Here is a 21,493-nt window from a genome sequence, read left to right on the forward strand (position 1 = left end):
TTTATGCCCGGAGTACAGCATGGCCAACTTCGCCGAGCTCGGCATCAAGATCGATTCAGGCGACGCCGTTGAGGCAGTAGACAATCTGGGCAAGCTGGTCGATGCAGGTAAGCGAAGCGAGGAGTCAGCCGGAAAAACAGGCAGGGCGTGGGAGAACGCGCTAAGCGGGCTGCAAGGGGATACCCGGCAGATTGTTCAAGAGCTGCGGGCACTCAATGCCAGTCAGGCCCAAACGGCTCAGTTGATGGCCTCTGTTGGCAGAGCTGTCACATCTGCGTCCGACTCCTTCACTTCGGCGGCCAAGGGCCTGAATGCCATGCGATCTGGAGCCGACCAGGCAGGTCAGGCCCAGACGAAATTGGCTGGATCTACAGATGCTTCGGCGCAGTCAGGGCGAAAGGCTGCTGAGACCGCCGAACAGCAAAAGGGCCGCTTGCTGGCCATGGCGCAGGCTTCACTTGAGGCGAGCACATATGTTCAGTCGTTAAATAGTTCTCTTGAGCGTCAAGCTACCGCAACAAGTCAGGCAAATGCCGTCCTTTCCGACCGCGAAGCCCGACAGGCAGCAATCAATACTCGAGCCCAGTCTCTGCTTGAGACCGAGGAAAGACTATCGCGATCCTCGAAGGAGTCGACAGAATCTCGTAAGGCGGAAGCTGCAGGCCTGCAAGAGCTGCTAGGAAAAATCGATCCGACGGTAGCCGCTCTAGGGCGCTTGGATGAGATGGAGTCCAAGCTTCAGGGCTATCGCGACAAGAAACTTTTGGATACCGAGTCCTTCGGGGAGTACAAGGCCAAGATAGATCAGGCAAGGTCTGCCTTAGGCGGTATGGATGCCGCAATTAACAAGACTGGCATGAGCGCCAAACAGACTGCTGCCGCTATGCGCATGCTGCCAGCGCAATTTAGCGATGTGGTGGTGAGCCTGCAGGGCGGTCAGGCCCCGTTGACCGTTCTGCTTCAGCAGGGTGCTCAGGTCAAAGATTCTTTTGGCGGTGTCGGGGCTGCGGCCAAAGCGATGGGCGGTTACATTGCTGGGTTGGTAAATCCCATAAGCGTCGCTGCCGCAGGCATTGCGGTCCTTGGCGTTGCTTATTATCAAGCTGGAAGAGAGCAGGACGCTTTTAATCAAGCAATCATCCTGACTGGAAATTACGCGAATACTTCGGGTGCTCGGCTTACTGATTTAGCGAGACAAATCAGCAGCACCGTTGGGACAACTGGCGCGGCAGCATCCGTTTTAGCTCGATTAGCTGGCGCAGGAGATCTAGCCGGAGAAAGCTTCAAAACCGTTGCCCAGACTGCCCTTGAAATGGAGAAGGCGACCGGGCGGTCGGTGGAGCAGACCATATCCGAGTTCAGCAGAATTGCAGACGACCCTGTAAAGGCTGCAGAGACGCTCAATGAGCGGTATCACTGGTTGACCGCGGCCACGCTTGAGCAAGCGAGAGCACTGGTTGAGCAGGGCGAAAAGACAGAAGCGGTACGCCTGATCACCGAACAATTCGGTGAAACAATGAGTCGGCGCGCTCAATTAATCAGGGAGGAAATGAGCGGGCTTCCCAAGCTCTTTGACGATATTGGTTCAGCCGCAAGCAAAATGTGGGATGGCATCAAAGGCGTTTGGAGAGCCCCGTCGTTGGATGACGTTGCCGAAAAGCTTCGATTGCAAATCCGCTCCATGCAAAACATCCGACCTGAGTTTCGAAACGAGGGTAATTACGACCTCGAAAAGATAAAAGCTTGGCAAGCCCGTCTTGACGAAATTGTCGGTGTTTCGAAGCCAGATAAAACTGTGGTTTCTCCAGAAGGCCAGGGTGCTTACAAGTGGATTCAGGATGAGCTTGATAAGACCGCGCCAAAAGCCGAAAAGCTCAAGAAGGCACTTGAGGAGGTCGATCGTCGTGTAGCTAAAGCTCGGTCAGATGGCTTTACGGTCACTGATTCAGACATCGTGAAGCTCAAACAACAAGAGCGTGAAAAGTTCAAGGACCCAGCAGGCCGGACCTCCTCAGTTGACCTCACCTCTGTCAACGACCAGCAAAACGCCCTCAAGGCCATCGTCACCAGCTCCGCCAACAACCAGAAGGAACTGGACGCCCTTCAGAAGGCCGGAATCGTCTCGCAGGAGGCCTACTACCACCAGCGCGTTGCTCTGGCGAACTCCGAGAAGGAGCAGGTCACTGCCGCCTACGAGGATCAGATCAAGGCCCTGGAGGATGCGAAGAACCGCAGCAGCACGACTGCAGTGCAGCGTATCCAGCTGGATCAGAAGATCGCAGATGCCCGGGCCAACATGGTCAAGGCGCAGAAGGATGCTGACAGCGATCTGGCCGTCCTTTCGGCCAACGAGAAGGGCCGGCTGAAGTCTGAGGAGCGGGCCATCACCAGTTACACCGAGGCCCTGCAACTGCAGCTCGACACGCTCCGCCAGTCGGGCGCCCGGGCAGTGGCAGGCGTGGGGCAGGGTGGTCGTAATCGTCAGATCGCGGGAGAGCTCAACGCTCGTGATGATCGCTATACCCAGGACCAGCGCACGCTGGCTGACCAGTATGGAGACGGCTCTCGCGGCATGTCGAAAAACGAGTTCGACACCAAGAAAGCCGATCTGGCGAGCAATCACAATGCTGCTACCAAGCAGATCCTGCAGAACTACCGCGACCTGGCAGACGCCGAAGGGAACTGGCTGAACGGGGCGAATTCGGCTTTCGAAGACTATGGCGATAGAGCGCGCGACATCGCCGGCCAGACCTCCGACATGATCTACAACACCATGGAGTCGGTGACCCAGGGGATCGGCGATAACGCGGCAGCGGCCATTGTTCAAGGGAAGAACCTTGAGGAGTCGATGGCTAGCCTCGGTCAAACCATCGTCACTGAGGTGCTGAGCTCGCTTATTCAGATGGGCACCAGGTATGGCATCAATACCGCCCTGGAGCTGGCTGGCATTGCCACCACCACAAGCGCCAAGGTGGCGGCGGAAGGCGTCAAGACCGCAGCCGAGGTTACTGGAATCGGCGTTGTTACCGGCGCTTCCCTCGCAGCCACCGCAACAACCACTACTGCACAGGTTGCAGCGGCAGGGACCACCTTGTCCGCCTGGCTGCCGGCGGCATTGGTTGCCTCGGTCGGTACGCTTGGTGCCGCCGCGATCGTGGGTGGTGCTGGCCTGCTGGCGGCGTTTGCGCTGTTCAAGGGCTTCTCCGGCGGCGGTTACACCGGTGATGGAGGGGTCAATGAGCCTGCTGGCGTCGTCCACAAGGGCGAGGTGGTTTGGAGTCAGGCTGACATCAAGCGGTTCGGTGGGGTTGCGTCGGTGGAAGCGCTGCGCAGCGGAAGAATGACCACCAGCGGTGCCGCCGGCGCGAGCAGGGCGGTTGCCAGCGACCGTCCATCCTCCGCCCCGGCTCAGCAGGGTGCTCAGGTGAACCTCTATGAGGACGCCAGCCGGGCGGGCCAGGTGCAGAGTCGAACCGGTACCGATGGGAAGCAGATCACTGACCTGTGGGTCTCCAACATCCGCAGCGGCGGCAGGGAGGCCAAGGTTCTCGAAGAAACCTATGGACTGAAGCGGAGGGGTCGATGACGGCTATCGAGACGCTGTACGCATCTGGTGGCCGGGCGGTAATCATCCCCACCCTTGAGTTGAGGTGTTCTGCCTGGGTGGCCCCGCTGTACCTGTGCAGTGGGTTCGACGACATCGTGGCGACTACAGAGGGTGGTGTGACAGCCACCTTCATCGCCACGGCATTCGATGCAGCTTTGCCGAAGCGAGACAACAGCGGCAACCAGTCGCTGACGTTCGCCATCGATAACGTGACAGGCATCGCCCAGCAACTGATCGACCAAGCTTTGGAGGCCCGGGCAAAGATCACCCTGGTGTTCCGCACCTTCCTTTCCACTGACCTCTCTGTGCCTGCTGATCGCCCTTACCGAATGACGGTGCTGAGCGGTTACATGGAGGGCACCACCGTGCAGCTGCAGGCTGGCTACTACGACCTCATCAACCTGGCATGGCCACGGAAGAAGTACACCTTGGACTTCGTTCCGGCACTTCGGTACACCTGATGTTCGACCAATATCTAGACGCCACCTACGAGGATGGCGCGCGTGGCCCTGCGCGTTTTGATTGCTGGGGCTTGGTGCGTGCTGTCCGCCACGAGGTCTTTGGCCTGCCGCTGATGCCCAGTTGGGGCTATGTGCGCAACACGATGCCCAGGGAGTTCACCCGTGCCGTCAACCAGGAGGCCGGCGCGATGGAGCGTTGCGAGCCAGAGGTGGGGGCGATCGCTTGCGTATGGCGGGGCGATATCTGCATCCATGTCGCGCTGATCGTTGAGGTGGACGGCCGGCTGCACGGCCTGGAGATGAAGCCCGCCGGGGCCACGATCAAGCCGCTGAGGCGGTTTCAAGACCAGTACCTAAAAGTGAGCTATCACCGTGATCGAATTCTATCCGAGCAAGCTTGAGGGGGCTCCGCTGGAGCGCCACAAAACCAAGCAGGTGATGACGATCGAGTCGTGGCTGAAGGACAACGTGCCGAGCTACCGCCGGCGTGAATCTCCGCCAATCAGCATCGAGCTGAATGGCCTATTCATCGCTCCCAGTCGCTGGCACTTCGTAGAGTTCGGACCCGAGGACTTGGTTTGCATCTATCCGGAGCCTAAAGGAGTAGAAGTGGCTGTTTGGGCTCTGGTCGCGGCCGTCGTTGCGATAGGCGTCGTACTGCTCACCCAGAAACCACTTTCCACTCCGAAGAGCCTAGCGCGAAGCGGGCGAAACCTGGACTTGGCGAAGACGACCGGCAATCAGGTCAAGGTTGGTGATGTCATCCGCGAGGTCGCAGGCCGAACCCGGATGTTCCCTGATTATCTGGTGCCGCCGCGCCGATATTTCGTGAACGCCACTGAGCAGTGGGTGGAGCTGCTGCTATGCGTGGGTGTTGGCGAATTCGAGATCAAGCCAACAGACGTCAAGATTGGCGATACGCCTATCGCATCCCTAGGCAGCACAGCAAGGCACGCCATTTACGGCCCGGGCGAGTCCCTGGCGGCTGAGCCGGCTCGCTTGTGGTGGCACAGCTCGACCGAGGTCGGTTCGACCAGCACCGGTGGTTCAGGCCTGACGCTCACGACGACTACTGAGGTGCTGCAGCAGTTCTCTGGTAATGCTGTGCTGGTGGCGGATACCGTCGTGACAGTTCCCGAAGGGGCCGGGTGGTTCCCAGTAGGTTGGGACGGCGGCATGATTGCGCGGGTTGAAATCTTCTACCCGTACACCTTCACCGCCCCAGGCGATGGCGGCGCAACGATTGTAAGCGGGCCGCATGTTCCGATGCTGAAGCCATCCGTTGGGATGCGCATCGAGATTTCCGGCGCCAACGCCGGCGAGTATGTTGTCTCTAGCTACGCGCCAGAAATTCCTGGGACGCCTGCAGTCCCTGGTAGCGCCTCCATGATCACTGGCAGCGCTGCTCCGGCGCGCTTCGACTTCGACGTGACGCCGGCCAGCTTCACGGTGTTCCGCGGGGCCAGTGAGTTTCCGGTCAATCTGACCGCCAATGCCACAGATCTTGCAGGCCTGGTCTCTGCGATCAATACGTCACTGGCAGGTACTCCGATGGCCGCCAGCGCCATCAGTGGCCGTGTGCGCATCGCTGAACAGGCCGCGCCGTACATGGGAGTCGGGCTGTCTATCACCGGCTCTGCAGCCGATATCCTGGGTGTTTCCCCGGTTTCGGTGGCGGGCGTCAAGTCGGAGGCTGCAACCGAAGGCCAGGATGCCCGAATGACCATGGCCTATGACGGCGGCGCGCCGGCGATCGGACTTCAGACGGGCGAGCTGCTGTCATCAATCGGATATCGCGACCTGCGGTACCGAATAACAGCAGTCTCCGACGACTCGGAAGAAGATGACGAGGAAACTCCGGAAGACGAGAGCCATGGGCCTTCAGCAATTACTGTTGCCCGCCTTACTGATACGGGAGCGGTAGATGATGCATGGGGTGGTTTTGATGCAATCGAGACTAACAACTTCTCAATAACCCTGGACGAATCCACCAAGGAGGGCGACTGGTCCGGGCCGTTCTATGGCTGCCCAGAGGGTGAGGTGATACGTCGTTTCGAGTTGGACTTCTTCTTCCCGCAGGGCCTTGCCCGTTTCACGGAAAAGAACGGCAACATCCGATCTCACTGGGCGAAAGTCGAGGTGCAGTTCCGTGACTCGGCATCTGCCGGGGACTGGGAAACTCGTACGTACACCTTCGAAGCGATGAGCCAGGATCAGCAGGGCTACACCAGGGCGGTTACTGCAGCGACCTACATCCGTCCCGAGATCAGGGTGAGGCGGATCGGTGCCGAGTCCACAGAGAACTTCAAGTTCAACCGGGTGCAGTGGTATGGCTTGCGAGGCCGGATAGATAAAGCGCCTACCAGGTACAACGGGGTGACTACGATGGCGCTCTACATCCGGGGCGGATCGCGACTATCAGCGCAAGCAGAAAGTCAGGTGTCGGTAATTGCCACCCGAAAACTCCCGGTCCTGGTAGGCGGTGAATGGACCGAACCCGTGGCCACACGCGATATCACCCCGTGGGTGAATCACGTCAGTAAGTCGGTAGGGGCAGTGGACGATGATCTCAATATCGAAGAGCTTGCTCGCTATGGCGAGATTTGGTCTGCGCGCGGCGACTACTTTGATTTCTCGGTAGAAGACTCGAGCACGGTCAAAGAGTGCATTAACGATGCGCTAACGGCAGGCTTCGCCGAGTTCACGCTGGAGCGAGGGCAGATCACGCCTGTTCGTGACGAGCCGCGAACCCAGATCGGCAAGATGTACACACCGCAGAACATGACCGCGCCGCTCAAGCGGTCGTTCACGTTGCCCGCGCCGGACGACTACGATGGGGTGCTCATTAAGTATCGGGATGGCACCACCTGGGCTGAGGAGCCGGTGAAGTGCAAGCTCCCTGGCGATGCGTTCAACAGAGTCCAGGAAATCACGCTCGATGGCGTCACTGACCGTGACCGGGCCTGGCGGTATGGAATGCGCAAGCGCCGGGCCCAGGTGTACCAGAACAAAAGCTACAGCTGGAGCACTGAGCTTGACGCATTGAACAGTGGCTATCTGAGCTACGACGCTGTGGCGGATGACATACCGGGCTACGCCCAGTCGGCAATCATGGTTGATTACACCTCGGGAGAGGGGCCAGTAATCATCGAAAGCACAGAGCCATTCGAATGGACCGAAGGCCAGAGCCATGTTCTGGCCTTGCGCCGTCCAGACGGATCGGTAAGCGGGCCTTGGGCGGCATCGCGAGTGGACAAGTTCCGTATCGCAGTACCGATTATCGACTTCGTGCCTGACCTGTCCTATGAGATCGAGCCGCCGCACCTGCTCTTCGGCACAACCACCAGGTGGTGCTACTCGGTGCTGGTGACTTCGATTGAGCCGGGCGATTACGCCGCTGATGTCGAGGCCGTCAACTACGACGCCCGGGTCTACGCCGACGACAACAACTTCGCCCCTGAGGATGCCTGATCATGCTCTCTTATCCAGACGGCCTGCCACTCCCTCTGCGGGATGGGTATGCCATGACGCCAACGAGCCCGATTCGCCGGACTCGAATGCAGAGCGGGCGCTCAAGATCTCGCAGGGCATTTCTCAGCGTTCCCACGCAGGTGACGGTTTCGTTTCTCTTCAACGCAAGGCAGGCGCGACTGTTCGATGGCTGGCTCAAATGGGGGATTGGTTGGGCGGATTGGTTTTTGTGCCCGCTCAAGAGCCCGCTTGACGACCATGTCCAGCCAACGCGAGCGCAATTTGTAGATATACCGGTCGGGCCGGAGTTGGTCGGTACACGCCTGTGGCGCTACACCGCCACGCTCGAACTGTTCGAACTGCCAATCATTGATGAGGCCGAGTTTACTTCACTCCTCGCAGGCATGCCGATTGTGCAGATGACAGCCCAACTGCGCTCGCTGCTTGAGCGCTGGTACACCCGAACATGGCCTGGCGCCACGGCCACCTAATTCCCTGCCCACTTCGGTGGGCTTTTTTTCGCCTGGAGTAAACATGAGCGGAGCCGAAGATCTCGCGCGCTTGACACAAACGATCGATAAGGCCGATGAGCTGATGCTGTCCGATCAAATCAAAATGATGGACGTTGGTGGCGGAGTGATGCGCCCGACCAATGCCAAGATCCTGGCCGACCTCGCAGTCCAGATGAGCGGTGCACTCATCTACACCAGCACTGCCCTGGGCCTGGCCGGCACTCAGCCTGGCGGCTATTTCAGCGTTATCTCTACCAGTGCACAGGAATACGTCAACCTCTACCGAAACGAGAGCGGTACGGCAGCCTACATCGCCACATACCCGAGCGCGCTGGCCACGCAGAATGCTGATGCCATGGCGCGCACAGCGCTCAGCCAGACCCCGCCGCGCTCCCTCGATGACGCAATGCCATGGGCGATCGTGGATGAGTTTTTCCGAGCGATCCTCGGCGTCAAAGCTAACGGTGCTGTGCACGCCATTCTCGACACCCTCCCAGGCCTTGACCTGCTGGGCGACTACGCCTGGGCGGTTGTCGATTCGCAAGGCGTGGTGCTGCTCGGCATCAAATGGAGCGGGGAGGTGGTCACGTTCGGCCAGAGCACCGGCGCCGTGGCTGCTTATGCTGACGGGCCGGCGGGCGGCCAAGACATCTGGGTGTTGGTCGATGGCACCCCGTACCAGGTCACCTCCAGCGGCGACAACTTTTCACCGCAGGTATCGAGCGGACGGCTGTCCTACATCAGGCGCAGTGCCGGCGTTTCCTCGGTTACGGTGGATGTGCCCATTCCTGGTTCAGTTGCGTCGTTTGTTCAGACCCTTCTGCATGTGATTGGCTACGGCCAGTCCCTGAGCATGGGGGCAACCTCGAATGTTCAGACGACCCAGCCACCGACGGCCAACCGTCTGCTCACCATTCAGAGTGGTGTGATTCTGGCTGACCAAGAGGCCACCCTGACGAATGAAATGGTGGTGCCGTTTAAGCCCCTGGTCAGCGTTGAACGCGAGGTGCCGGTGGTCCAGCTCTCAGCGCAGTTGAACCGGATTCGCGGCATTCCGTCGGATGTTGGCCTGCTGACCAGTGCCCACGGTCGCAACGGTCGCGCTATCGCCCAATTGAGCAAGGGTACTCTGTATTACAGCAACCTGTTGACCGCGGTGACTTCGGCGAAAGCCGAGGCAACGAGGCTTGGCAAGGCCTACCGGGTGCCATTCGTTGACTGGATTCAGGGCGAGGCTGACCGGACGATGGCACAGGCCACATACCTGGCCGCCCTGTTGCAGCTTCAGTCGGACCTCGACACCGATATCCGCGCGGCTGCGGACCAGGCGGAGCCAACGCCAATGCTACTGGACCAGATCAGCAACTTCACCGCCTACAATATGACCAGCAGCTTTGTCCCGCTCGCACAACTGCAGGCCGCCCTGGACTACCCCGACCGTTTTGCGTGCGCCGGCCCTAAATACTGGGTGCCTAGCAATACTGACGGCATTCACTTGACGGCTGATAGCTATACCCGGATCGGGTGTATGCACGCCCGTGCCGGCGAAGCGCTGATCCGAGGCGGTCGATGGCTGCCGACTCATGCACTCTCGGCGATCAGAACCGGATCTGTGGTTGTCGTTCGGTTCCACACCCCATCCGGGCCGCTCACTGTTGATACCGGTAATGTCAGCGACCCTGGCAACTGGGGCGTTCGCTATGTGGATGACGCCTTAAGCGCAAGCGTCTCAAAGGTTCGCCTAATCGGCGACAACCTTCTGGAAGTCACGCTCAGTGCTGTGCCTACCGGCGCAAATCCCTACATAGGAATCGCTGACGCTGGCGTAGCTGGTCAACCACTTGGCCCAACGACCGGCGCGCGTGCGTGCCTCCGCGATAACAGCCCTGACCGAGACGGCCAGGGTCGCCCTGTTTACAACTGGGCCTGCCACCAGCGCATTGCAATTCAAGCCGCTTGAAACCATTCACAGACTGAAGGAACAAATACATGGCTGGTCAGCTTATTCGACTACCAGGCGTCACCGCGGCTGCAGCTGCAGGTGCTCCACGAATCATCATGACTGCCCCTGACGCAGTTGCTGCGCGAATTGCATCGCTCAAACATGTGGTTAGCGCGCGTAGCATGCGCGCACTCAACGGGGGCGGGGTTGAGGGCCGATGCCGTCTTACGGGGCAGCCGCTGACCCCGATGGGCATCAATACTGACCGGTGGCAGATCGTGACCGTTGGCGGTCGTGAAGGCCTCTACTCTGGACCAGCAGCATCAGGCGGGCAGGGGGCTGCGGCATCGCTCGCCCTGCCGCCGGGAAGCCTCACCCAGTCCTACACCCTGGTTGGTGCGTTCGCCTGGGAAGCGGCAGACCGTGCGGGTAACTACCTGACCAACTTCGTTGTCGGTTTTGACGGGGCTATAGCCACCCGGCGCGCATTCCGTGCCTATGGTCAGCAGTATTCGGTGGTGGAGGGGCGAAACAGCATCGCCACGGGGTCTGGTGAATTCACCTCTATCTATGAGCCCATTCCCCTCACTGAGTGGGGAATCTTCGTGGCCGACTACAACCATGCGACACGCATGATCTCCTTGTCGGTGAACGATGCCGACACGTTTACGCAACGCACGGAGACTGTAGCCACGCCGACCCTATCTGCCGCCGCATATTTGGAGCTTGGCTATCACAACAGCAACAACGCGTTACGCAACTCGAAGATCGGGGATTTGTACACCTTCAGCGAGTCACTGCTTTCAACCGAGCTCGGTGCTGCTCAGCTTAAGCAACTGGTGGCGGAAATGAAGACCTACTACGCGGTTGCGTGAGTAACCCGGAAAGCAAACGACCGCCTTCGAGCGGTTTTTTTTGCCCACAAGATGAGGCCCGCCATGCGCGGGCTTTTTTGCGCCTGGAGAAACTTTCCAACTCACGAATTCTTCGGTGGTATTTGTCAGTGACTACGATTGAGAGACCAAGTGTTTGCTGGTTGGGGAGTTATTTCGGTGTTCATGTCTATGGTCTCTCAATTGTTATTGTGGGAAGGCTTCTTTTCAATTTATCTGGTTGAAAATGCTCTCTATTTCCATAGGTAAGAATAATGGAAAGTCAGCGATTGTCTCAATAATCGCCAGCTTAAGGCCAGAGTCCCCTTTCCCTTTGGATAGCGCATTTAGCTTTGGTATTCTAGATTTAATAAGGCTCTCATATGAGTGCCCTTGGTGGTAAAGGAATTCTCTGGGGTAGTAAACTATGAAGCCATTGATTAAGGTTGCAGGTGCCAGATCTTTAAGTGCAATGCCTATAATGCTTAGAAAGTTATCAATCAACTGTTGGCATTCATCTCTTGTTAACTGGCTGGCCTCAGGATATCGACTTTTGTTGTTGATTCCAAAATCAGAAAAGCTAAGTGCTCGCTCTCGTATTAGAGAAAGTGCAATGTACAGAGGGTCAAGGATGTAGTTTTCGATAGCGTATCGATTCCCATCTCCTATTACTAATATTTTATTGCTGCGAGAGTTTATGTTGTCGTGATCAATTATCCCCCAGGCAGTATCGCATCCCGAACTTATTAGCTGGTCGATGATGGTCTTGACATCGCTGGAATTTGTGTTTTTTTCACGATGAGGATTCATGAAAAACGGTTGGTATTTGTAGCTGTTTTTGCGATTTAAGATCTGAAATATTTTATCATAATATTGCGCGTCATAGTTGCTCTCGACAAATATTTGACGTCGATTTTCGTATCCTACTCTGAAAAACTCTAAGCCCTCCGTTAGATTTGCTATTGCAACTAGGTTGCTTACTAGCTCTGGTGTCTTTTTTATGCGATCAACTTGGTAAATACAGTTGGCTGGCGCTAACGCAACAGTTGCCGGAGAGTGAGTTGTCATGACTACTTTGATGTCTGCTCTTATCACAATAATTTCGACAATTATTTCAATTAGCAGTTTTGAGTAGCTCGGGTGGAGTGCCGCATCTGGCTCGTCTAGGAGGAGAAGGTCAGGCTTTTCTGCCTCCTCTGATGTGTTGTAAATGGCTAGAGCAAGTGACATCAGAACTTTTTCGCCTGTTGATAGCTCAGAGGGTGATATGCACTGCTGCGTGAGTGGATTGATAAGGCGTAATTCAAAGCCTACGTCAAGGTTGTCTAGTTTTGGTTTCTCGAATCTGTAAGGGAGTTGTGATTTCGCAAGTATTTCGTTTAGCACATCCCAAGGCGCCGGACCGAAACGCTTGAGGAATTCATCTTCTTGAAGGTATTCAATTGCTTCGCCTTTACTAGCCCTGTATTCGCGAAATTGATTTTTGTGCTGCCTTGCATGATATGCTTGGAATATAACTGCAATCTGCGATTGGAATAGAGATCTTCCTGTTTCGCTTGTGAAGGACATGTATTCATGTACATCCGGTTCCGTTATTTCTGTGAAATGTTTTCCGGTTGCTTCTGTGATGTCTCTTATTAATTTATTGCGCGGTAAGTCCACGCCCTCTTCAATGTTTAAATATTGTGTGATCATTTCCTCAGTGCTTTGGTGCGCTCTACCTAATCTGCGGTAAGGGCCTATTGATTCATTGAGTTTCGCCCAGGTTGCGCGTGAAATAGTAGCTAAGTGATTTGGTTGGCATTGCTCGGTAATTTGTGGGGATAGGCCGTTAAATGGGATTAAGGCTTTTCGGTTAAGTATTTTTCCGGAAGCTTTTACTATGTTCTGATTCATTGCTTCCAAGATGTGGCTCTTTCCTGATCCGTTCTTTCCTGTGAGTAGGCAGAAGTCGGGAAACATTATTTCCATTCCTTCTGGAAGTGATTTATATTGCTGGGTGAGTTTTGCTTCTATAGGCAATTGATGCTTCCTTTAGCATGTTTGTTTAAAAATTATCATTAAGGTTGTCAGTAGTTTTTTCTGTTCTGGGAGTTTCTGCTTGACCGCTTGTACTTGCCGTCTACGGGGTAGTTTCCATTCGGCTTGATTGAATCTAAGTTTCATCGTTGCTTGCTGTGAAGGTGATTTGATCGTTTGAGGTCGAACACTCTTGGTTGGTCATCAAACCTCAATCTCCTGATTGCTTATCTTCGATGAGAATGGCGGGAGGCGCAACGTCCATGAGGGCAAAGCGTAGTGAATCGACAAAATCTGGCTCGTTCAAGGCGGGCTTATTTGATTGGAAGAATTATGACAAAACTCACTGAGTTACAGGTGGGCGGTGCGAAAGTGCACCGTTTTCTGGACCTGATCGCCTTCTCGGAAGGTACCTCTACCATTAAAGCGAGCGATGACGGCTACGACGTGTTGTATGGCGGCGGCCTGTTCCAAGGCTACGACGACCACCCGCGGCGGAAGCTGACCTTCCCCATTAACGGCAGGCCGGTAACCAGCACGGCGGCCGGCCGGTATCAGCTGTTGGAGCGCTACTGGGACGCGTACCGAGTCAGCCTTCGCCTGGCTGGCGGGTTCACGCCGGAGAATCAGGATCGCATTGCGCTGCAGCAGATCCGGGAGCGCCGGGCGCTGGAGGACATTAAGGCCGGGCGTATCCAGCAGGCGATCGCCAAGTGCTCGAACATCTGGGCCAGCTTCCCTGGCAACACTTACGACCAGAACCCGCATCATCTGGACAAGCTGCTCGGTCGCTGGGTGGAGCTGGGCGGGACGCTTGCATGAATTGGCTCGGCGCGGTGCCGGCCTGGTGCTGGTGGCTGATAGCTCTAGTGCTGGTGACCGGTGGGCAGCAGTACCGGATTGTGGTGGCGCATGGCGATACCGCGACGGCCAGGCGCGAGCTGTCCGACTACCGCCTGCAGGTTGCTGAGCGCGACAGGCGCACCGCGGCCCAAGCCCGACAGGAAGAACAGCGCCGCCAGGCTGTGGCGGATGAGGAGGGTGAGAGTGCACGACAGAAACTGGAACTGGCCCAAGGTCGCGCCGCTGCTGCTGAGTCTGCTGCTGGTGGGCTGCGGGGTGAAATCGCTCGACTGCGCGCCGGCCACCGATCCACCTGCGACACCATCGCTGCCCAGCAGCACCAGGCAGGAACCTCTGCCGTCGTGGTGCTCGGGGGATTGCTTGAAGAAGCTGACCGAATGGCGGGAGACCTCGCGACAGCGCTTGAGCGAAGTCGAATAGCTGGGCTGGCGTGCGAGTCGATCTATAATGGCCTCTCCATCAAGGAGAGAGAAAAGTGAGCAGCCCCTACGATAACGCCCAGCCCGGCGAGTTCTTGCCAGGCATCATCATGCCGCCTGAGATCCATGGCCTTCTCCGCAGAAGATTGGCGCAGATCGAGGTAGCCGACAGTGCCGTCAATTGCCTGATCGCCCCAGGCGAGGGCTGAAAGCTTGGTCGAGGCGCTCGAGGTGTTGAAGGCTATCCCGGCTCAGGCCATCGAGCGGCTCTACAACCTGGTCGAGCATTCAACTCAGGCCCGACTGGCCGAGATTGGAGACCAGGGTTAGGGCCTGGCCTGTGAGTAGCTGTATAAAGGAAGGGAAACGGTCGGCAGAACGCCGAAGGCGGGCGCAGGCGAGTAAAATGCCTGCGTGATTTTTGCGTGACACTCTCACGCAGCTGTTGGCACCTATGAGCAGTCGATTGCAGCGAGCGCCAAGAAAAGTGCCGTGTTTACTGTGTGTTGCTAGGTCCTGCATGCATGGGGTGCAAGGGGTCGAGTGTTCGAATCACTCCGTCCCGACCAAAAATCCCTAAAAAATCCAGTCACTTCGCGGTGACTGGATTTTTTTATGGGCGGCTCTGCGCAAAATGGGCGCAAAACTATCCGGCGAATTCGCCACTATCCAGCTTCTGGTAGTTCCTGGTCATACCGTCAGTCGTATGTCCCGCGATCTTCTGGCCATCTTTCTCCGCCCGCTTGTTCAGGCCGGCCGCCACCAGCACATCAAGGTTGTTCGAGTCCTCATAGCCTGGGCTTTTGAGGAAGTGGTTGCGGCTGATGCTGTGTCGGTCTGAGCATTCAGCGCACAAGCCAAGGGTGAGCCAGAGCAGGCCGAGCTGCTTCTCGGTGGCTTCAATCATAGCTTTCTCCACGCATGCGCCGCCCTCGCCGGGGAGGCGTTATCGTCGATAGGAAAGGTTGTCTGAACTGCCAAACGCGCTGGCTGCCCAACGGAAGGCAATCCAGAGGCTGCTACGGTAGCAACAAGGGGTTGTGGCACAGTGGCGTGTTACGGATCGCTGAGGGTTCCAGCGCGGGATGCGGCGCTTTTCGATACTCATGAAGGAGAAACAGAACATGGCGACACTTTCGAGATTGTCACTCATCTGCATCAGCACAATCTTCGTCAGCTCGTTTAGCCATGCTCAGGCTGGCTCGGCTGCGGCAATCGCTGCCCGTTCTCAAATCATGAGCGCGTTCGAGGCGTCGGTGGCGACCCATGCGGAGCCCAACTTTTCAATCTTGAAAACGCTGGACTTCAAGTCCCAAAGCTATCAGGAGACGGTTCAGCGTCTTGGTGTTAGGTTCACGTACCCACAAGGCTTTGAAATCGATGAGCAACGTGACCTGCTGTACGTTCTGCGGTACTCCAATGGTCGGCCTGCTCGCGCCGTGATTGAGAAGTACCGGTGGAGCTCTGGTGAATTGCTCTCGACCTACATCATTCCCGAGCCTCAGGCCTCGGTGTCTGAGGGCCTTGTGGTAACCCAGGAAGAGGGGGGTGATGTAGCCTTCCTGCGATCCGATAGCGCCCTCACGCGCTATCGTCTTGTAGATGATCAATCCGGTTTCGGCACCACGCAAAAGCTTGAGGCGGTTGCAAGCAACGTTGCCCAAAGTTTCTATCACAAAGGTGGCGAGTGGTATGTCGAAAAGTTCAAGACGCCGGAAGACGCGCTTGGGCAGAGCCGCGGCCAGTACTCGGTGCTCGACAGCAGCTTCAAACACGTTCGGGACGTGAGCTTTGCGCCGCAGTACTCCGGCTACCGAAACTCCGAGCAGCTCAATCTACCCAAGCACCAAGGCTTCGCGGTAACAGATGACGGCTATGCAATGACCATGGGCGGCTATTGGTCATCGCGCATGAAGGCAACGCCTTACCACTATTTTGGCGTGAACCTGTTTGACCGGCACGGCAAGATCGTCAAGTCGGAATACATTGCCCCTGAGGCCCTGGTTTCACAGCTATCAGCGATGGGGATTCAGGCTGACACCGTCGAGAACGAGGGCATTCAGGCCTTGAGCAACGGCAAATTGGTGACCCTGCAGGTTGTTCGCACCAAAGGCGAACGGAGCGGGAAACTGCTTTTCCTCACCCTGAGCCCTTAATCCCCATTTTTTGGGCGTGATCTGCGGCAAGGCAATTTCGACTGAGGGCGCCGCCCTCGCCGGGGTGGCGCGATTCTGATTGGGCTAGAGTTGCGTCACGTTTTGCGGGAGGGGTGGATCTTTGCTATAACGCCCGGCCATTTCACAGGAAGGACCCTCATGAAACTAGCCATTGCTCCGCTCTTCGTTGCCGCACTCGCTATTGGCTTGGCCGGCTGCAAAGAAGACACCGCCGACACTGCCGCCTACGAGCCCACTGCAGAACACTGCCAGCCCGATTACCTGAAAACGCTTCCGGACAACAAGGCTCGCGAAGACTTGGTCGAGAAGTGCATGACCGGTGGCTCATACAAGAAGTCAGAGCCGAAGACCTGGTAATGTCCGATCTTCGTCAGTCAGCGCCGCCTCATCAGGCGGCGTTTTCGTAAGCGTGGATGGCGCTGGCGAGGAGCGCCGCAATTCGTGGTGGTAAGCTTCGCCGCTTACCAAACAAGGAGCGTGGTAATGGGGTTGCGGGAGAGGCATAAGGCGTTTCAGGAGTGGTTCACGCCTAAGCGTAGGAGGCGAGCGGGCGGAGCGTTGCTAGCTATCTGGGCTGTCGGTATCTGCCTATACCCTGGCAAGCACTGGATCTACGTAATGATGCCGGGAATCATAGGGTTCTTCAGCGCTTGGCCACCAGAGCTGCACGATAAGCGTTGAGGCGCTGGCGGGCCGCGCCGGAGGGGCAGGCGGCTTTGCGCTTGATCAGCGCGGCCTTGTAGCTGGCCTTTGCAAGCGGGGCGGTCGGACACTACTCGCCAACCGCGTCCCGGTCATAGGCCGATTCGCGACCATCGCGCGTGCGGTACATCCGATATTGGCATTGACCTTCATGCTTGCGCTTTTCGCGGTGAGGCCGGTTGATACCCAAAAACGCGTGGAAATCGCAGTTCCACTCTTCTTGGTAATAACGGTCAAAGTTAGTGCGGCGCGGTGGCTTTGGCAGCGCTTCAGCCATCTCGTCGTACTCGATGCCGTCGACGGGGTGGTATCGGCCTGGATGGCGCTTCGTGCTCTCGTCGAGGGTGATACCGATGTGATTTTGTCATTCGGCATTAATGGGGAAGTCTGCGATTGTGCTTGGATCGATGGGGCCGCTACGCGGCCCTTTCCGACCGGTCCGGCGCCTCGGCAAGGCCGCTCCTACAGAGGGAGCGTTGGGCCTGTAGAGGGGGTTGTGATCAAGTGGTGGCCATCATTCCAAGTTCAGCATCGTCGAGCAGGGCCTTGGCCAGGGCGCAGAGGTAGTGCGAGGCCCAGAGCAGTTGGGGTTTGTCTTCCATCAGGCCGTCGATGGACAGGTCGCGGGCGTAGCCCATCAGTTCCGAGGCTTGTTCGCGGGCGCTCTGGCAGGGGATGCCGGGTTCGATGCGGAACAATGGGTGGGTCTGGTTTTCACCTTGGTAGAAGGTGGTTTTACCGACAGTGAATTTGGTTTCTTCGGTGGCCATGGTTTGATCTCCCTTCAGTGCTGGCTCGTCGGACCCGTCGGCATTTGCAGCTGTGCCAATGCCACTTCAAGCATTCTGCGCAGGGCTTCGAGTTCATGCACTGAGGCCATGATCAACAAGGTGGAGGGCGATTTGGGTTGCATCATCATCGCCTGCTGGGCGACGGCTTCGGCACAGAGTGCGTAGTCCGCAGCCATCATTAGCGTGTCTTCCAGGGAGTGGAAGTTGTGGGGTGGATCGGGGACTATCTTCAGCATAAACCCTCTCAGTACCTTCAAGGGCTGCCGCAAACCCGCTGTCAAACGGAAGGGTGGCAGCTGTGTGTGGGTTGACAGACCGAGGGTACTGAGAGTCCCGGCGCACACAAAGGTGCCCCACGCACAGCTGCCATAACTGGCATTGCACATGCACTCAGTGACCCACGGTCTGTCAAAACCGTATCGCCGATTAGCAGCGACAGGCCGAGACTATGACTCACGTTTTGCGTGCGCAACGAAAAACAGGCGTCGCGAGTATCTTTGGGAAATGCCCTACAAGAAAGGGGCTAAATCTGATTTTTCAGCGGTTAGGCGTAACTACATGTATCGCGCTCACCGCACAGGGAAACGTAACGCCATGTGAGTGCACGGATATTCAGAATTAGTTAAAATTCGCGCCTCTACCATCTCAAAGGACTGAATTTGTGGTAAGTCAAAATGCCATCACCTGCCCACACTGTCAGGGTCAAAACGTACAGCTTCTTTCTGTCATTCATGCCGCCGGAACCTCTCATTTCCAAGCCACTCATGAGGCGCACTCAGGATTCGGGCCGCGTGTAACTGTTGAAACGACCGGGCGCCAGCAGACTAACTTGAGCGCTAGCGTCGCACCTCCAGGCGCTAAACGTCTGCGGGGCCCGATAGTGCTTACAGTGGTGGGCGGCATCATCCTTTACGATGGGCTCAAATTGTCCTGGGAAGTGGACTGGACCAGGTTCTTCATTGGTGTGACGTTCATCACCATCGGTGTGATCGGATTTGTGCGGCACTGGCGGCACAACGTTGTGCAATATGATCAGTACGAAGAGTGGCGTCGTACCTGGCTGTGCCATGCCTGCAACACGAGATTCCAGCCTTCCTAACGTACACCTCAATAGTCGTTAGAGCCCGCCTAGTGCGTAATGCTGTTCACTTAAGTTATTCATCGCCTGTAGTGGGGCCGCTTTGCGGCCCATCGCGGCACAAGGCCGCTCCCACCCGAACTGTGTAGCCTCAAAGGCTAGCGCCGCACCTGTGGAAGCTGGCTTGCCAGCGATGAGGCCGGCACAAGCACCACAAGACAGTTGCTCCCACAACGATCGCTTCATTCTCCCCGCGCCCCTTCAGGGTGCAAAGTGGCCTGAAATAACAGCCTTTATGCACCATCAGTAAGCGTCCAGTGCTAGCTACTACCCCTCAATACGCTTGGATTACAGTTGGCGTAGAAGTTGCTGGCATTTTGGCATCTGTGTCGCTTATGGTGAACTTAATGTCGCTTTCAAGTAGTTCCATGCAGTTGTCATCGAGCGAGCGGGGCTGGCTGCCCTGGTTCGGCAAAGCCGGCAAGTTCAGCATGGGGTGGGCGTGCCGCCTCAATCGTTCGAACTATGGAGAAATCGAGCAGACGTTCGAAGCCATTGCCCAAACGCGGGTGCAGTTGCTGCACAACTGGGCGCGCGAACAATGGGATCACCTGGCAGAGTTGGCGGAATACCTGGCAGCAGACTTCGCTCATGTGCAGCCCTCGGCATTACTCGACAAGCTGGCACAGGCCGAAGACTTTTCCGAACTGAGTGTGATCGACTGCACTGGCAACGTCAGGGTATCCACTTGGCCAAAGCGTGGCAGCACGCAGATCGAGCAGCTCGCGGCGTTGGCCCATGGTTTGAAAGCGCCGTTTCTTCACGGGCCCTACAGCGACCCGATGACCTTGCAGATCGGCCCATCCTCGTCGCGTTTTCACGATGAGGTGACGCTGATGTTCTACCAACCGATCAGGCACGCGGGCAAAGTCCTTGGCTGCCTGTGTGGTCGGGTCCCTAATGATGTGCTGGGCGACCTGATCCAGCGCGAGGCCGGGCATATCTATGCCGAGTCGGGCGACAATTATCTGTTCATGGTGCAGTCACGCTTCGACCCGACTGTGCAGCCAGGCACCGCCTTGTCCCGTTCGCGCTTCGAAGACGGGACGTTTACCCATGGTGAAAACCTCAAGAGCGGCGTGCGTACGCCCTGGAGCACTGTGCAGGTGCAGCGCCATACCGAGTTGGAGTTGCGCTTCACCGACCCCGCGACGCGTGAGCTGCACCCCGGCGTGCGCGAAACCATCCGGTGTGGCGTCAACCTGTTCGTGACGTACCCGGGTTATTCGGACTACCGCCATGTGCCGGTGGTCGGCAAGGGCGTGACCTTCCAGTTGCCAGGCTCGCTCGACCGCTGGGGCATGATGTGCGAGGCAGACTTGGAGGAGGTCTACCGCCGCCGTTCGCTGAGCTACCGGTTGATGAAACCCTACGTGGCGACCATGGTTGGGCTGTTCGGCTGTAATTACCTGGTGCAGCATTACGCCGGATTGCCTCAGGGCGTGAACGACGCCATCCAGGCCCTTAGCATGGTCGGCGCTACGCTGCTGTTCGGCGTGCTCGGGCCCAGGCGCCTGGCGGCCAGGTTGAACGGCATGAGTGGTGTGCTGCGTACCATCGCCGAGGGTGAGGGCAACCTGCGCCAGCGCCTGGACACGGGCGCCCTGGCCAATGACGAGAGTGGCGACATGGCGCGCTGGATCAACAGTTTCATCGACCGCCTGGATGCCGTGGTGGGGCAGGTGGTCAAGGCCAGCCGCACGGTTGGCAGCACCAACCAGATGATGCTCGGGCGCAGCCAGGAAGCGAGCGTGAGCTCTGTCGAGGTGGCCGATGCGGTGCACCAGATGATGATCATCATGGAGGAGCAACTCGGTGAGCTGCAGCAGGCGTCGGTCAGCGCTGAACAAATGAAGCAGGCCATGGACGAGGTGGTCAGCCGCGCCCGCGAGCAGTACCTGGCTGTGCAGGCTGGCACCCAATCGATTCGCGATGTGGTGGCCCGCTCGGCCTCCAGTGTGCAGCTGCTCGACAGCCGCATGGCGCAGATTGGCAATATCACCGGGCTGATCAGCGACATCACCAACCAGACCAACCTACTGGCGCTGAATGCCGCCATTGAGGCGGCACGGGCGGGCGAGCATGGCCGTGGGTTTGCGGTGGTGGCCGATGAAGTGCGCAGCCTGGCGGCCCGCACCGCACGGGCGGCCGACGATATCCGGCACATGGTTGAAGGCCTGCAGAACGAAACGCAGCAAGCGGTGAGCTTTATGGAGGAGGGCGTGCAGAATGTCGATGATAGTTTGCGCCTGGCCGAGGATGCATCGTCGGAGAACGTGCAACTTCATCAGGCGGTGGAGGGCATGTTCGCCATCATCCAGCAGCTCAACCGCCGCAGCATCGAGTACGGCAAGACCATCGAGCAGGTTAACCACTCCTCCAGCGAGATGCGCCAAACCGCAGTGGTGCTGCAAAACAGCGCGCAGAAGGTAAAGGTGGATGCCGGCAAGCTGCAGAAGCTGGTGGGGCAGTTCGAGGTCAGCGGTGATGGCGAACGGGTCGCTGCTGCTTGAGCGCC

18 protein-coding genes are annotated in these 21,493 nt (G+C 57.5%); 13 read left to right on the forward strand and 5 right to left on the reverse strand.

Annotation, left to right across the window (positions count from 1 at the left end; translation table 11 throughout):
- Positions 1–19: 19 nt before the first annotated feature.
- Genes AC5PZ0_RS03495 through AC5PZ0_RS03525 form a run of 7 tightly spaced genes read left to right on the forward strand, consistent with a single transcriptional unit; the run spans position 20 to position 10,868 of the window.
- On the forward strand, positions 20–3,586 hold the full coding sequence (locus tag AC5PZ0_RS03495; RefSeq protein ID WP_493854356.1) for a phage tail length tape measure family protein: 3,567 nt from the start codon (positions 20–22) through the stop codon (positions 3,584–3,586).
- Positions 3,583–4,068 carry a DUF1833 family protein gene (locus AC5PZ0_RS03500; protein ID WP_493854357.1) on the forward strand — a complete coding sequence of 162 codons (486 nt, stop codon included), beginning with the start codon at positions 3,583–3,585 and terminating at the stop codon, positions 4,066–4,068. Before AC5PZ0_RS03495 ends, AC5PZ0_RS03500 begins: the two co-directional genes overlap by 4 nt.
- On the forward strand, positions 4,068–4,469 hold the full coding sequence (locus AC5PZ0_RS03505; RefSeq protein ID WP_493854358.1) for a hypothetical protein: 402 nt from the start codon (positions 4,068–4,070) through the stop codon (positions 4,467–4,469). Before AC5PZ0_RS03500 ends, AC5PZ0_RS03505 begins: the two co-directional genes overlap by 1 nt.
- Positions 4,441–7,539: a host specificity factor TipJ family phage tail protein gene (locus tag AC5PZ0_RS03510; protein ID WP_493854359.1), complete on the forward strand. Its 3,099-nt coding sequence runs from the start codon at positions 4,441–4,443 to the stop codon at positions 7,537–7,539. Before AC5PZ0_RS03505 ends, AC5PZ0_RS03510 begins: the two co-directional genes overlap by 29 nt.
- 53 nt (positions 7,540–7,592) lie before the next feature.
- Positions 7,593–8,030, forward strand: coding sequence for a hypothetical protein (locus tag AC5PZ0_RS03515; protein WP_493854360.1), 438 nt, complete (start codon positions 7,593–7,595; stop codon positions 8,028–8,030).
- A gap of 43 nt (positions 8,031–8,073) precedes the next feature.
- Entirely contained in the window at positions 8,074–10,011 is a 1,938-nt protein-coding gene (locus AC5PZ0_RS03520) for a sialate O-acetylesterase (RefSeq protein ID WP_493854361.1), read from the forward strand.
- Positions 10,012–10,040: 29 nt separating this feature from the next.
- Positions 10,041–10,868, forward strand: coding sequence for a hypothetical protein (locus AC5PZ0_RS03525; protein ID WP_493854362.1), 828 nt, complete (start codon positions 10,041–10,043; stop codon positions 10,866–10,868).
- Between the two features lie 225 nt (positions 10,869–11,093).
- Here the strand turns inward: AC5PZ0_RS03525 and AC5PZ0_RS03530 are convergent, their stop codons facing one another.
- Entirely contained in the window at positions 11,094–12,887 is a 1,794-nt protein-coding gene (locus AC5PZ0_RS03530) for an AAA family ATPase (RefSeq protein WP_493854363.1), read from the reverse strand.
- 330 nt (positions 12,888–13,217) lie between these two features.
- On the opposite strand from AC5PZ0_RS03530, the gene AC5PZ0_RS03535 reads away from it, so the two are divergent.
- From AC5PZ0_RS03535 to AC5PZ0_RS03545, 3 genes are read left to right on the forward strand one after another with little or no spacing between them, the layout of a single operon-like run.
- Complete coding sequence (locus tag AC5PZ0_RS03535; RefSeq protein ID WP_493854364.1) at positions 13,218–13,706, forward strand: glycoside hydrolase family 24 protein; 489 nt, start codon at positions 13,218–13,220, stop codon at positions 13,704–13,706.
- Positions 13,703–14,227: a DUF2514 family protein gene (locus AC5PZ0_RS03540; RefSeq protein WP_493854365.1), complete on the forward strand. Its 525-nt coding sequence runs from the start codon at positions 13,703–13,705 to the stop codon at positions 14,225–14,227. Before AC5PZ0_RS03535 ends, AC5PZ0_RS03540 begins: the two co-directional genes overlap by 4 nt.
- Positions 14,224–14,376 carry a hypothetical protein gene (locus AC5PZ0_RS03545; RefSeq protein ID WP_493854366.1) on the forward strand — a complete coding sequence of 51 codons (153 nt, stop codon included), beginning with the start codon at positions 14,224–14,226 and terminating at the stop codon, positions 14,374–14,376. Before AC5PZ0_RS03540 ends, AC5PZ0_RS03545 begins: the two co-directional genes overlap by 4 nt.
- A gap of 437 nt (positions 14,377–14,813) precedes the next feature.
- Here the strand turns inward: AC5PZ0_RS03545 and AC5PZ0_RS03550 are convergent, their stop codons facing one another.
- Positions 14,814–15,074, reverse strand: coding sequence for a hypothetical protein (locus tag AC5PZ0_RS03550; protein ID WP_493854367.1), 261 nt, complete (start codon positions 15,072–15,074; stop codon positions 14,814–14,816).
- Between the two features lie 217 nt (positions 15,075–15,291).
- On the opposite strand from AC5PZ0_RS03550, the gene AC5PZ0_RS03555 reads away from it, so the two are divergent.
- Together AC5PZ0_RS03555 and trbK are read left to right on the forward strand one after the other, a co-directional pair.
- Positions 15,292–16,323 (forward strand): hypothetical protein, encoded by a 1,032-nt coding sequence (locus tag AC5PZ0_RS03555; protein WP_493854368.1) that lies wholly within the window; start codon positions 15,292–15,294, stop codon positions 16,321–16,323.
- A gap of 159 nt (positions 16,324–16,482) precedes the next feature.
- Positions 16,483–16,701 carry an entry exclusion lipoprotein TrbK gene (gene trbK, locus AC5PZ0_RS03560; RefSeq protein ID WP_099428889.1) on the forward strand — a complete coding sequence of 73 codons (219 nt, stop codon included), beginning with the start codon at positions 16,483–16,485 and terminating at the stop codon, positions 16,699–16,701.
- A gap of 415 nt (positions 16,702–17,116) precedes the next feature.
- Here trbK and AC5PZ0_RS03565 read toward each other — a convergent pair whose 3' ends face one another.
- The 3 genes from AC5PZ0_RS03565 to AC5PZ0_RS03575 all read right to left on the reverse strand — a co-directional run bounded on the left by AC5PZ0_RS03565 (position 17,117) and on the right by AC5PZ0_RS03575 (position 18,073).
- Positions 17,117–17,323 (reverse strand): hypothetical protein, encoded by a 207-nt coding sequence (locus AC5PZ0_RS03565; protein WP_493854369.1) that lies wholly within the window; start codon positions 17,321–17,323, stop codon positions 17,117–17,119.
- Between the two features lie 223 nt (positions 17,324–17,546).
- Complete coding sequence (locus AC5PZ0_RS03570; protein WP_493854370.1) at positions 17,547–17,816, reverse strand: DUF3077 domain-containing protein; 270 nt, start codon at positions 17,814–17,816, stop codon at positions 17,547–17,549.
- Positions 17,817–17,830: 14 nt separating this feature from the next.
- Entirely contained in the window at positions 17,831–18,073 is a 243-nt protein-coding gene (locus tag AC5PZ0_RS03575; RefSeq protein ID WP_099428893.1) for a hypothetical protein, read from the reverse strand.
- A gap of 2,764 nt (positions 18,074–20,837) precedes the next feature.
- On the opposite strand from AC5PZ0_RS03575, the gene AC5PZ0_RS03580 reads away from it, so the two are divergent.
- A complete protein-coding gene (locus AC5PZ0_RS03580; RefSeq protein ID WP_371925411.1) occupies positions 20,838–21,488 on the forward strand; it encodes a methyl-accepting chemotaxis protein in 651 nt (216 codons plus the stop codon).
- The last annotated feature ends 5 nt before the right edge of the window (positions 21,489–21,493 follow it).

This window comes from Pseudomonas sp. 5.2 (assembly GCF_059025405.1).

Bases quoted from the DNA above. Each gene is read 5' to 3' on its own strand.
- AC5PZ0_RS03540 (WP_493854365.1), top strand. From the start codon at position 13,703: ATGAATTGGCTCGGCGCGGTGCCGGCCTGGTGCTGGTGGCTGATAGCT.
- AC5PZ0_RS03525 (WP_493854362.1), top strand. From the start codon at position 10,041: ATGGCTGGTCAGCTTATTCGACTACCAGGCGTCACCGCGGCTGCAGCT.
- AC5PZ0_RS03570 (WP_493854370.1), bottom strand. From the start codon at position 17,816: ATGGCCACCGAAGAAACCAAATTCACTGTCGGTAAAACCACCTTCTAC.
- AC5PZ0_RS03505 (WP_493854358.1), top strand. From the start codon at position 4,068: ATGTTCGACCAATATCTAGACGCCACCTACGAGGATGGCGCGCGTGGC.
- AC5PZ0_RS03520 (WP_493854361.1), top strand. From the start codon at position 8,074: ATGAGCGGAGCCGAAGATCTCGCGCGCTTGACACAAACGATCGATAAG.
- trbK (WP_099428889.1), top strand. From the start codon at position 16,483: ATGAAACTAGCCATTGCTCCGCTCTTCGTTGCCGCACTCGCTATTGGC.
- AC5PZ0_RS03515 (WP_493854360.1), top strand. From the start codon at position 7,593: ATGACGCCAACGAGCCCGATTCGCCGGACTCGAATGCAGAGCGGGCGC.
- AC5PZ0_RS03575 (WP_099428893.1), bottom strand. From the start codon at position 18,073: ATGCTGAAGATAGTCCCCGATCCACCCCACAACTTCCACTCCCTGGAA.
- AC5PZ0_RS03555 (WP_493854368.1), top strand. From the start codon at position 15,292: ATGGCGACACTTTCGAGATTGTCACTCATCTGCATCAGCACAATCTTC.
- AC5PZ0_RS03500 (WP_493854357.1), top strand. From the start codon at position 3,583: ATGACGGCTATCGAGACGCTGTACGCATCTGGTGGCCGGGCGGTAATC.
- AC5PZ0_RS03550 (WP_493854367.1), bottom strand. From the start codon at position 15,074: ATGATTGAAGCCACCGAGAAGCAGCTCGGCCTGCTCTGGCTCACCCTT.
- AC5PZ0_RS03565 (WP_493854369.1), bottom strand. From the start codon at position 17,323: ATGGCTGAAGCGCTGCCAAAGCCACCGCGCCGCACTAACTTTGACCGT.
- AC5PZ0_RS03580 (WP_371925411.1), top strand. From the start codon at position 20,838: ATGGACGAGGTGGTCAGCCGCGCCCGCGAGCAGTACCTGGCTGTGCAG.
- AC5PZ0_RS03535 (WP_493854364.1), top strand. From the start codon at position 13,218: ATGACAAAACTCACTGAGTTACAGGTGGGCGGTGCGAAAGTGCACCGT.
- AC5PZ0_RS03495 (WP_493854356.1), top strand. From the start codon at position 20: ATGGCCAACTTCGCCGAGCTCGGCATCAAGATCGATTCAGGCGACGCC.